Below are 10,835 nucleotides of genomic sequence, written 5' to 3'. Positions count from 1 at the left end.
CGTCGCACAACGCATCCTCGCGATGACCGCCGCGATCTGGCACAACTGGACCACCGGCCAACCCGTCATGCGCTCCCTCATCGCTTACGACCACTGATCCCTCGGAATAGATCGTCTAGGCCCCCTCGCCGCGCGGGTGCGGGCGCCTGCCAGCTCCGCCGAGGTGCACCAGGTTGTTATCGTCTCCGATCGACATGCCTGGGGAGGTGGTCGGTGAACGGGCCGGTGGCGTATCTGCTGACGACGGTGGGATGCCTGGCGGTGGTGGCCGGGGTGGTGATCGCCGTGTGGGCCCAGCGCCGGACCAGCCGCCGTCCACCCGGTACGCGGGCCGCCCCAGAAGACCCGCTGCGCGATCGCGACGCGGACGCCCTTCGGGGCGACCCGCGGCGGCTCAAGCCCGGGGACCTCGTCGAGGTCTCCGGCGGCGTGACATACGCGGTGCGTGGCTCCGTCCGCCTGGTGGAAGGCGCGTGGAGCTGGACGGAACACCTGCTCGACGACGCGGACGGCGTCCGGCGCTGGCTCTCCGTGGAGGAGGATCCAGAGCTGGAACTGGTGCTCTGGGCGGCCGAACCCGGCACGACGATCACTCCGGGGGCACCGACCATCGACTTCGCCGGCCGCCGCTACCGCTGGAGCGAGTCCGGCCAGGCCCGCTACACCGCGGTCGGCACCACCACACTCGACCCGAGCGGCACGTTGCGCTACCACGACTACCAGGCCTCCGGCGGGGAGCGGCTGTCGTTCGAGGCGTACGGCGAGGCGGGCTGGGAGGTGGCCCGGGGCGAGCGGCTGCACCGCTCCGAAGTGATGATCTATCCGCGGGACGGGGTGGCCTGAGTGCTCGTCACCCTTCTCGCCCCCTACGTCGACACCTGTGCCACCGACCTCAGCCTGGCGCTTGACGACGCACCGCGACCCGCGCTGCACGTACTCCAGGTCGATCTGCCCGGCGCGGTCCAGGTGCGGCTGCGCCTGCTCGGCGCCTCGCACCAGGTGGTGCTGCGCGCCCCGGGCACCGCGCTGACCGAGACGGTGGCGTGCCTGCCCGGTCGCCACCCCGACCTGCCCGACCGGGTCCACGACGAGTCCACCGGCTACCGGTTCACCGCCACCGTGCTGCGCCCCGGCGACGAGGGCCTGCGGGAACGGGTGGCGGCGCTGCGCGCCGACCTGGCGGATGACCCGTACGCCCTGGTCGGTGTCTTCCCCGGCGACGTTGACGCGGTGACCGCGATGGCGGTGCGTCCGGGCGGGTCGGGTGGCGCCCTCGGCTGGCGCACCTGGCACGCCTACCCGCAGACCAGGGAGCTGGTCCTGACCGAAACGGTGGTGACTCCGCGATGACGTACCGGCGCTGGTTTGTGGTGGGGACGGCGTTCGCCCTCCTCGGCGTGTTGGTCGTGACCATCGCCATCAGTTACGGCAGCTTCTCCCCGCGCGGCTTCGTCGAGGACCACTACCAGCGAACCGCCGCACACGACCTCGACAGCGCGGCGCTGGCCTACCGCTCGACGAAACAGCCGAGCCAGGTGGCCCAGGAACTCACCGACGCCTGGCAGCCGGCGGACCAGTACATCGACGGCACCGGCGTCTACCTGCGCTACGACGATGACTCGGTGGTGATCCTGCCGGTCGCCGCGGGCTCACTGATCCTCCTGGAACGGCTGACCACCGCGTACCCGCGCTACCACTCCGTGGTCGGAGGTCACTGGGGCTGGGGTCGGGGCAACACCGTCCGGGGTGGTGGCCCGGGAAGTGGCAAATAGCACCTCTGTCGACCGTACGAACCCTGGAGCGCCCCTGTGTTGCAGACCCTCGTCACTGACCTGCTGCTCACCCTCGCCTACGGAGTGGTCGGGATCGCTCTCATGGGCATCGGCTACGGTCTGGTTGACCTGGCCACCCCGGGCCGGCTCCATCAGCTGATCTGGAACGAACGCAACCGTAACGCCGCGCTCCTGCTCGCCTCGAACCTGCTCGGTGTCGGCATCATCGTGGTCGCCGCGATCGCCGCCAGCGAGGACGACTTCGTCGTCGGCCTGGTCGGGGCGGCGTCCTACGGGCTTTTGGGCCTGGTCATCATGGCAGCCGCGTTCCTGTTGCTGGATCTCGCCACCCCCGGGCGGCTGGGCGAGATCCTCGTCGACCCGGAGCCGCACCCCGCGGTCTGGGTCACCGCCGCCATTCACCTCGCTGCCGGCGCGATCATCGCCGCCGCGATCAGCTGATGGCCCGGGGCGCAGCGTCGCGCGCATCCGCCGGGCAGAGCGGGTGGGTGTGGGGTGGCATCGCGGTGGCGGCCGTCCTCGGCATTGTGGTCGCCGTCGCCGCCCTGAGCGAGGACAACAGCTTGGTCGTACCGCCGCCTACCACCACCGAACAGAACGACACGGTGGCCCTGCTGCGCGACGCCGCCGAGCAGCAGGACATCTGCTACGGCTGGGAGCTCAGGCAGGGAGACGGGGACGTGGTCAGCACCGGATCGAACCTCGGGGTCGGCATCTCGGTGGTTGACCACCCGCAGTGTCCCCGCTGGCTGTGGGTCGCCGCGACCGTCGACTACACCCCGGAGAGCAGCGAGGCCGAGGACTTCGCCCGGGTGGTGGTCGACGGGTCGCCCGAATTCAGCTACGACCTCTTCGCGCTGGAGACCAGCTTGTCCCGGTTCGGCCTTGATGGAGCGGCCTTCCTTGCGGAGCCCGGCTGGGCGGTGACGCGGGCCGCGGTGAGTCTTCCACTATTGGTCGTCGAACGTGGTGTGGTCAGTCCGGAGCCGGTGGTCACCAGCGCTCCCGTCGCGGCGCCGAGCCCGCTGCCGGCAGCCGGCAGCGACCTGTGGCGGGAGCGTTCCGGCTGGCTGATCGGGGCCACCGGGATGGTGCTGATCGCCGTGCTGCTGGTGGTGGTCGGTCTGAGTCAGCGGCGTCGGCAGCGCGGCGAGGCGGCGGTTACGGCCCGGCGTGGCAAGGGCAGCGCCTCGGGGCGGCCGGTGAAGCGGGCGTGACGGTGGACGTGGACGCGCCGGTCCGCTGGCGGCCGGCCCGCGCCACCGTGCTGGCCGCGGTGTTCGTCTGCGCGGCCTGCGGCCTGGTCTACGAGCTGGCCCTGGTCGCGCTCGGCAGCTACCTGATCGGTGACACGGTCGGGCAGGCGTCGATCGTGCTCGGGGTCATGGTCTTCGCGATGGGGGTGGGAGCCCTCGCCGCGAAGCCGCTGCAATCCCGGGCCGCCGCCGTGTTCGCCGCGATCGAGCTGGCCCTGGCCCTGCTCGGCGGGCTGTCGGTACTCGGCCTCTATGCGGCGTTCGCCTGGCTGAACCTGTATCTGCCGGCACTGGTCGGCACCGCCTTCGTACTCGGACTGTTGATCGGCGCGGAGATCCCGCTGCTGATGGTGCTGCTGCAACGGATCCGTCGACAGGCGGCCGGCAGTGCGGTCGCCGACCTGTTCGCCGCCGACTACGTCGGTGCCCTCCTCGGTGGCCTGGCCTTCCCGTTCCTGCTGCTGCCGCTCTTCGGTCAGCTCAAGGGCGCGCTGGTGGTCGGCGCGGTGAACGCCGTCGCCGGCCTGGCGTTGGTCTTCACCGTCTTCCGGCGGGAACTCAGCGGGCGGGCGCGCGCAGCGTTGACCGCCGGTTCCGTGCTGGTCGCTGTCTGCCTCGGGTACGCGTGGCTGACCGCCCACGACTTCGAGGTGACCGCCCGGCAGCAGCTCTACCGCGATCCGGTGGTGCACGCCGAGCGCAGCCGCTACCAGGAGATCGTCCTCACCCGGTCGGTGGCCGAGCCCGGCGGCGGAACCGACCTGCGCCTCTTCCTCAACGGGGATCTCCAGTTCAGCTCGCTCGACGAGTACCGGTACCACGAGGCGCTGGTGCATCCGGCGCTCGCTGGTCCGCGCGGCGAGGTGCTCGTGCTCGGCGCCGGGGACGGGCTCGCGGTTCGGGAACTGCTGCGCTACCCGGACGTCCGTCGGATCACCGTGGTCGACCTGGATTCGGCGGTGGTGGCGTTGGCCCGCACCGAGCCGCGACTGCGGCAGCTCAACGGTGGTTCGCTCGACGATCCCCGGGTGCGGGTGCTGCACGCCGACGCGTTCGGGTGGCTGCGGTCCACCACCGAGCAGTTTGACGTGGTGATCGCCGATCTGCCCGACCCGGACGAGACGGCCACCGCGAAGCTCTACTCCGTGGAGTTCTACACGTTGGTCCGCAACGCGCTGGCCGCCGAGGGCCGGCTGGTGGTGCAGGCCGGTTCCCCGTACTTCGCGCCCCGGTCGTACTGGTCCATCGAGGCGTCGCTGCGGGAGGCCGGACTCGCCACCACCCCGTACCACGTGGATATCCCCTCCTTCGGGGACTGGGGCTTTCTGCTCGCCGCGCCCGAGGAGAACCCGCCCCTGCTGACCCTGCCGAGCGACGCGCCGGCCCTGCGTTTTCTGGACGCTTCCACGCTGGCCGCCGCCGAGGTCTTCCCGCCGGACCGGCGCCGGGTCAACGTGCCGGCCTCCACGCTGTTGCATCCCCGAGTGCTCGAGTACGCGCGTGCCGAATGGCGCGGGTACTGAGGCTCGTACCGTCGAGTTTGTGGGGCGGAGGTCGTACGGTGTGGGCGCGAATGAGGGAAGGAGACTCGTGGTAAATCCGCACCAGCCCGTTCGGGTACGTCCGGGCATCGTCACTATTTCCAGCTACCTGCTTTTTTTCTACGCCGCCCTGGCCTTGCTCGATGTGGTGGTCGCTCTCACCCACCTGGGCGGGACCCGGGAGGTCTACAAGGATGCCTATGCGGGCACCCCACAAGAGGGCACCGAGGGCGCCGCGGTGTTCATAGTCGCCGCGATGAGCGTGGTCGGCCTGCTGTTCGCGGTGGGAATTGTCGTTCTCGCCCTGCTCAACAACCGGGGGATGAACCCGGCCCGGATCATCACCTGGGTCGTCGGTGGCATCGCGCTCTGCTGCGTCGGCGTCGGACTGGCCTTCTCCGCGGCGGGTAGCGTGTTGGAGACCGACGTCTCCGGTGACGTTGTCAGCCCGGAGGAGCTCAACCGCCGGCTGGACGAAGTCCTGCCGTCCTGGCATGAGCCGGTGCTGACCGGGGCTCTCGGCGCCATCGCCCTGTTGGTGGCCCTGATCCTGCTTGCCTTGCCGCAGTCGAACGAGTTCTTCCGCAAGCCGCAGCAGCAGTGGGAGCCTCCGGTCCCCGGCGCCGCCTATCCCATGGCTCCGGGCTGGCCGGCGTACCCCCCGCCCCCGGGCGGGCCGTCGTACCCCACGGCTCCCGGCGCCTCCTACCCCACGGCCCCGAACCAGCCGGGCTATCCGCAGGCCGATCTGGGTTCGGGTGACCCGGGCCAGTCGGGCTTTTCGGGGGGTGACTGGAGTTCGGGCTCTTCGGGGGGTGACTGGAGTTCGGGCTCTTCGGGGGGCGACTGGAGTTCGGGCTCCTCGGGGAGCTCGGGTTCGTCCGACTCGGGTGGCGGGGGGTCTTCCGGCGGGTAGGGCTGGCCGTTAGCCGCCGGCGGCCTCCCCCGCCGGAGAACGCGACACAACTGGTCCCTCCGGATAGCGTGCAACCCGACGCCTACCGGAGGGACCAGTTGTGTCGTACCCCGAACCGGCCCGCCGCCCGGCTGCGGTGACCGCGGCCGTCGTGCTGCTGGCGGTGATGGCGGTGATCGCCGTCGCGTACGCCGTTGCCGGCCTGTTCGTTCTGGTCAGTACGGTTGACGCCTTCCGGCTGGCGGCGGCGGGAGGCGCGGCCTCGCCGGACGAGATCGATGGCGTGGCCCTGTTGGTCAGTGCCTGGACAGCGGCGGGTGCGGTGGTCAGCCTGCTCGCCGGGGTGCTCCTGGCCGCGCTCGCCGGGCTGGTGCGCATTGGTCGTCCCGGTGCGCGGGTAGCGACCTGGGTGGTCGCCGGCCTGGGGGTGGTCGCCGGCTGCTGCGGGTGCGCCGGTCTGGGCGGGATGCGGGCCTTCCCCATGCAGCCGGGCGACGAGGATCGCTCCACCGTTGAGTTGTTTGCCCAGCTGTCCGAGGCGTACCCGGACTGGTGGATTCCGCTCGGCGCAGGTCTTTCGGTCGGGCAGGTGCTCGGTTACCTTGTGGTAGCGATATTGCTGGCCCTGCCGTCGGCAGCCAGCTGGTTCCGTCGGCCCGTGCCCGGCCTGCACGTGCCGTACCCGCCCCCGCATCCCCCGAGGTGAGACGCTCGTGCCGAGTGACCAGTCGACCGCCGAGCGGCGCGCCTTGATCACCGGCGCGACGGCTGGCATCGGCGCGGAGTTCGCGCGCCAGCTGGCTGCGGAGGGCTGGCACCTGGTGCTGGTCGCCCGGGACCCGGCCCGGCTGGGGGAGGCCGCCACCGAGCTGACCTCCCGGCACGGCCGAGAGGTCGAGACGATCTCCGCCGACCTGTCCACCGACGATGGGTGCGCGGCGGTGGAGCGCCGGCTCACCACGGGTTCCCCGGTCGAGTTGCTGGTGAACAATGCGGGGATCAGCCTCAACACACCGTTCCTGCGGTCGTCGCCGGAAGACGAGGCGCGTCTGCTCCGGCTCAACGTGCACGCGGTGATGCGGCTCACCCTCGCCGCCGTCCAGTCGATGGCCAAGCGACGGAGTGGGGCAGTGATAAATGTCTCTTCGGTCTCTGGATTCGGGCCGGTCATGCCCGGTTCGACGTACCCGGCGAGCAAAGCGTGGGTGACCAGCTTCAGCGAGTCGGTTGGTCTGTCGGTGCGGGCGTTCGGTGTCCAGGTGATGGCTCTCTGCCCGGGTTACACCCGTACCGAGTTCCACGACCGGGCCGGCATCGACCGGTCGAAGACGCCGGCGTGGATGTGGCTGCGGGCGGAGGATGTCGTCGCTGAATCCCTACGTGACCTGCGAAAAGGTAAGTTGATCAGCGTTCCGGTGTGGAAGTACAAGCTGCTCGTGGCGGTGATGCGGCACGCCCCCCGGCGGCTGGTGGAAGCCTTCTCGCAGGACACCCGGGGGCAGGTTAGCCGCGCGGAACAGTGATTGCCCCGGAAAGGTCATCGGCGGCGCCGACGGCTCTTCCGGTTGCGGAGCGTGTTGGTACATCGCTCGCTGTCGCATCGCCCGCAGGGCTGACCCAGGCCGCCCCGACACATGGCTCCCAGTATCGAGCAGTACCCTCTTCGCCATGGGGGACCACGACGACCTGCGTAAATTCATCACCGACCTGGCAGTGGTCCATGGTCGAGTGGTGCTCTCCTCGGGGCGTGCGGCGGACTGGTATGTGGACCTGCGGCGCGTAACGCTGCATCACGAGGCCGCACCGTTGGTGGGCCGGGTGCTGCGGGAGTTGACTGCCGACTGGGCGTACGACGCGGTGGGTGGGCTCACCCTCGGCGCCGACCCGATCGCGCTGTCGATGCTGCACGCCACCGCTGGTACCGACCGCCCGCTGGATGCCTTCGTCGTCCGAAAGGCGGGCAAGGCGCACGGGCTGCAACGCCGGATCGAGGGGCCTGACGTGGCTGGGCGCCGGGTGCTCGCAGTGGAAGACACGTCCACCACGGGCCAGAGCGTGTTGACTGCGGTGGAGGCTCTCCGTGAGGCGGGGGCCGAGGTGGTGGGGGTAGCAGTTATTGTTGATCGAGGTGCCGGCGCCGCGGTGCGAGCCGCCGGACTGCCGTACCGGGCGGCCTATACGTTGGCTGACCTCGGCCTTGTGGCGTAAAAGTCTGCCGATTTGGATTCGCCGATATGCAGGCGAGTCAATGCTGCTGGTGGAAGGATGGAATACGTGGGAACTGCGTTGGCGGAAATGACAATGCCTCAGATCTCGCCGCTTGGCGGCGAGCCGATCGAACGAGCAGACGCGGAGCGGCTGGCCGGGGTCCTCAAGGCCCTTGCCGACCCCGCTCGACTGCGGCTGCTGAGCCTGATCCAGTCGGCTCCGGAGGGCGAAGCGTGCGTGTGTGACCTCACCGCGCCCCTTGGCCTCTCCCAGCCGACGGTCAGCCATCACTTGCGCATCCTCACCGAGGCTGGCCTGCTGGAGCGGGAGAAGCGCGGCGTCTGGGCGTACTACCGGCTGGTGCCGACCGCGATCGCGACCATCGCCGACCTTCTGACGCCGCCGCGTAAGCGCGCCGGCAAGAAGGCGCGCTGACCGTAGCGCTCGTCCGACGCCCTCCGAGCGGGGTGGCGTCGGACGGCCGGTTCCGCGGCTGGCGCCCCGGCTTCGAGCGTGGGCGCCAGCGGGGTCCCCGGGGCGCGGCCACTCGGTGCCGTGCCCCGGCCAGATCGGTGCTTGTCCCAGGTCAGTGCTTGCCGTAGTGCTCCCGGGTTTCCTGGATCGCCGCCTCGGCCGCGGCCCGCTCCGCCGCGGTGGTGCCGCGCCTCGCCGCCAGGCGGGCGCGCAGCAACTCGACCACGATCGGGACCACCGAGAGCACCACGATCGCGATCAGGATCAGCTCGATGTTCGCCTTCACGAACGGGATCTGGCCGAGGAAGTAGCCGAGCACCGTCACGCCGGTGCCCCAGAGGATCGCGCCGATCACGTTGTAGATGACGAACGTGCGGTAGTTCATGCGGCTGACCCCGGCCACGATCGGGGTGAACGTCCGGACGATCGGTACGAAGCGGGCCAGTACCACCGAGCGGGCCCCGTACTTCTCGAAGAACTCGTGCGACTTCAGCAGGTTTTCCTGCTTGAACAGTTTCGAGTTGGGCCGCCGGAACAGCGCCGGCCCGACCTTGCGTCCGAAGGCGTACCCCACCTGGTCACCGGCGATGGCCGACAGCGTGATGAGCAGGCAGACCAGCCAGAGCGGCGTGGTGATCCACTTCCCGTCGGCAGTGAGCAGGCCGGCGGTGAAGAGCAGCGAGTCACCAGGCAGGAAGAAGCCGATCAGTAGCCCCGACTCGGCAAAGACGATCACCAGGATGCCGAGCAGGCCGAAGGCCTCGATCAGCACCTCGGGATCGAGCCAGTCCGGCCCGAGAGCCAGGGTAGTGGTGGGCGTCGGCACGCGGTGACCTCCGTGGGCTGCCGGGCGGTGGACGTCGCCAGCGGCGACGGGAATGTCCGTAGTCTAGGTGGCAGCCCGGTCCGTCCGGTGCCTGACGTCATAGCTGTACCCACACCGCTGGTCGGGGCTACCTGGGCAGGTGAAGCGCCCGACGAGGGCCACCGGCGTGGACTCAGCCGACCAGAACCGCGCTCCCATGCACGCTGCCCCGTCAACCGGGCGGGTTGACGGGGCAGCGCGGTGCCGCTGGGCCGGATCAGGCGACGAAACTGTTCCGGCGACGGCGGGCGACCAGGAAGCCGGCCGCGCCGATGGCGAGCAGCAGGCCGCCGAGGCCGGCCACCCGTAGGGTGGAGTCACCGGTGATCGGCAGGCTCGGGTCGGCGCCGCCGCCCCCGCCTCCGGTGTCGCCGGTCGCGTTGACCAGGATCGCGGCCTCATCGTTGGCCGGCTTGATGTCGTCGTAGAAGCCGCCGTCGCACTGGCAGGGCACGTTGACCTTTACCGCGGCGGAAGCATCCGCGATTACCTCGTCGATCCGGAGCGTGAAGTCGAACGTCTCCTGCTCGTCAACCTTGCTCATGATGGCGGCGTAGCAGTGGTACTTCTCTCCCCCTGGCTCGCCCCATTCGCCCAGGTCGTTGCCGCGCAACGGCGCGCAGTTGTCGGGTACCCCGGTTGCCGTGGTGCCCTGCGGGATGTCGACCTCGAGGTAGGTCACGGACGAGTGGGGCCGACTGTAGTCAAGGGTGGCCGGGCCGTTGTTGCGGAAGCCGATGCTTGCCAGGATCTCGGCGTCCTTCTCCCCGGAGACCTCGGCGCCGATCGCCGCCAGGTCGGTGCCGTTGCTGCCGGCGGCAGTAATGTCCATGTGGGACCAGTTGTTGGACGGATCAGTGTCGGCCTGCGCCTCCCGAGCCGACTGGATGCGGTTCTGCTCGGTCAGCGTGAGCTTCCCGCCGGTGCCGGGCTCTCCCAGGGAGATACCCAGGTGGTGCAGACGTGCCTCGTAGGCTTCGAACTCGGCCGGCGTTTGCCAGTAGGCATTGCCGTGTATGAAGCTCGGCGCGTATGTGTCCGCCCCGAGCGTGTGGGTGAGGGAGGCGCTGTAGCTGGCCCCCGGCGTCAGCTTTTCGTCGAAGCGGCAGAAGACCAGGTGGTCGCCATCGTAGTTGCAGTTGCTGTAGCGCTGGTCGGCCCGGATCGCGTAGTCGTGGTCAAAGTACGCGACCGCCCCGTCGGCGGTGACCTCGCCAGCGTTGCTGACTGTCAGCGGTTCCGTGAACGTCTCGCCGGGTGCGACGGAGAACTCGTGTTCTGCCCCGGCGACGAGATCGACTCCGGTGCCGATGCGTACTGTCGCCTCGTGGGTGACGGGGGAGAAGCCCTGGGCGCTGAAGCTGACCTTCAGCACCCCCTCGTCGCCGTTCGCGCCGGCGGCAGTGGGTACGAGAGACAGGCTGTAGGCGCCTCGGCTGTCCTCAATGTGCTGGGCAAAGGGTTGGACGCAGCGCAACACATGTGGTTCCGGGGTGGTGCAGTCGTTGCCGAGGCTCTCCGAGGAGACATCGACCTTGCCGGCGAGGTCGCTGAAGTCGTACTGGACGGTCAGGTCGTGCAGGGTGACCGGCGCCGAGGCGGAGATGGTCGACGACCTGTCCTTGCCGGCAGAGCCGGCGGCGAGGGTGACGTTGTCGAAGTAGACGCCGAGCGTGATCTCCGTCTCGGTTGCCGAGGCAGGAGTAGCGGCGGCGGCGACGAGCGCGCCGGCGAGGCCGATCCCGGCGAGCCAGCGCCGGGTGGGGTGTTTGAGCATGAAAA

The 10,835-nt window shown here is 69.9% G+C and carries 13 protein-coding genes; 11 read left to right on the top strand and 2 right to left on the bottom strand.

The window, feature by feature from the left end:
* Nucleotides 1-213 precede the first annotated feature (213 nt).
* The 11 genes from H0524_RS16580 (at nt 214) to H0524_RS16530 (ending at nt 8,149) form a co-directional block, all read left to right on the top strand.
* On the top strand, nt 214-843 hold the full coding sequence (locus tag H0524_RS16580) for a DUF4178 domain-containing protein (protein WP_180199448.1): 630 nt from the start codon (nt 214-216) through the stop codon (nt 841-843).
* Nucleotides 844-1,350: a DUF2617 family protein gene (locus H0524_RS16575; RefSeq protein ID WP_180199447.1), complete on the top strand. Its 507-nt coding sequence runs from the start codon at nt 844-846 to the stop codon at nt 1,348-1,350.
* Nucleotides 1,347-1,772, top strand: a complete 426-nt coding sequence (locus H0524_RS16570; RefSeq protein ID WP_180199446.1) for a DUF4247 domain-containing protein — start codon at nt 1,347-1,349, stop codon at nt 1,770-1,772. Before H0524_RS16575 ends, H0524_RS16570 begins: the two co-directional genes overlap by 4 nt.
* Nucleotides 1,773-1,811: 39 nt before the next feature.
* Nucleotides 1,812-2,234: a DUF350 domain-containing protein gene (locus H0524_RS16565; RefSeq protein WP_180199454.1), complete on the top strand. Its 423-nt coding sequence runs from the start codon at nt 1,812-1,814 to the stop codon at nt 2,232-2,234.
* Nucleotides 2,235-2,281: 47 nt separating this feature from the next.
* Complete coding sequence (locus H0524_RS16560; protein ID WP_180199453.1) at nt 2,282-3,010, top strand: hypothetical protein; 729 nt, start codon at nt 2,282-2,284, stop codon at nt 3,008-3,010.
* Between the two features lie 2 nt (nt 3,011-3,012).
* Entirely contained in the window at nt 3,013-4,572 is a 1,560-nt protein-coding gene (locus H0524_RS16555; protein ID WP_180199452.1) for a polyamine aminopropyltransferase, read from the top strand.
* 67 nt (nt 4,573-4,639) lie between these two features.
* A complete protein-coding gene (locus tag H0524_RS16550) occupies nt 4,640-5,506 on the top strand; it encodes a hypothetical protein (protein WP_180199445.1) in 867 nt (288 codons plus the stop codon).
* Between the two features lie 100 nt (nt 5,507-5,606).
* Complete coding sequence (locus tag H0524_RS16545) at nt 5,607-6,212, top strand: hypothetical protein (protein ID WP_180199444.1); 606 nt, start codon at nt 5,607-5,609, stop codon at nt 6,210-6,212.
* Between the two features lie 7 nt (nt 6,213-6,219).
* A complete protein-coding gene (locus tag H0524_RS16540; protein WP_180199443.1) occupies nt 6,220-7,029 on the top strand; it encodes an SDR family oxidoreductase in 810 nt (269 codons plus the stop codon).
* Nucleotides 7,030-7,174: 145 nt separating this feature from the next.
* Nucleotides 7,175-7,714 (top strand): orotate phosphoribosyltransferase, encoded by a 540-nt coding sequence (gene pyrE, locus H0524_RS16535; RefSeq protein WP_018217902.1) that lies wholly within the window; start codon nt 7,175-7,177, stop codon nt 7,712-7,714.
* Nucleotides 7,715-7,771: 57 nt separating this feature from the next.
* Nucleotides 7,772-8,149: a helix-turn-helix transcriptional regulator gene (locus tag H0524_RS16530; RefSeq protein ID WP_018816275.1), complete on the top strand. Its 378-nt coding sequence runs from the start codon at nt 7,772-7,774 to the stop codon at nt 8,147-8,149.
* Between the two features lie 151 nt (nt 8,150-8,300).
* Here the strand turns inward: H0524_RS16530 and H0524_RS16525 are convergent, their stop codons facing one another.
* Nucleotides 8,301-9,014, bottom strand: a complete 714-nt coding sequence (locus H0524_RS16525) for a VTT domain-containing protein (protein ID WP_180199442.1) — start codon at nt 9,012-9,014, stop codon at nt 8,301-8,303.
* Between the two features lie 256 nt (nt 9,015-9,270).
* Complete coding sequence (locus H0524_RS16520; RefSeq protein ID WP_180199441.1) at nt 9,271-10,830, bottom strand: LPXTG cell wall anchor domain-containing protein; 1,560 nt, start codon at nt 10,828-10,830, stop codon at nt 9,271-9,273.
* Nucleotides 10,831-10,835: the final 5 nt, after the last annotated feature.

Origin of the sequence: Salinispora sp. H7-4 (assembly GCF_013416675.1) — a bacterium.
GTDB lineage: Bacteria > Actinomycetota > Actinomycetes > Mycobacteriales > Micromonosporaceae > Micromonospora > Micromonospora vitiensis.
The sequence above is the reverse complement of the archived record's forward strand: the minus strand, read 5'-3'. Positions and strand labels throughout refer to the sequence as shown.

What these genes read in the sequence shown, in the direction of transcription:
- H0524_RS16570 (WP_180199446.1), top strand. Translation starts at nt 1,347, where the DNA reads ATGACGTACCGGCGCTGGTTTGTGGTGGGGACGGCGTTCGCCCTCCTC.
- H0524_RS16530 (WP_018816275.1), top strand. Translation starts at nt 7,772, where the DNA reads ATGGAATACGTGGGAACTGCGTTGGCGGAAATGACAATGCCTCAGATC.
- pyrE (WP_018217902.1), top strand. Translation starts at nt 7,175, where the DNA reads ATGGGGGACCACGACGACCTGCGTAAATTCATCACCGACCTGGCAGTG.
- H0524_RS16520 (WP_180199441.1), bottom strand. Translation starts at nt 10,830, where the DNA reads ATGCTCAAACACCCCACCCGGCGCTGGCTCGCCGGGATCGGCCTCGCC.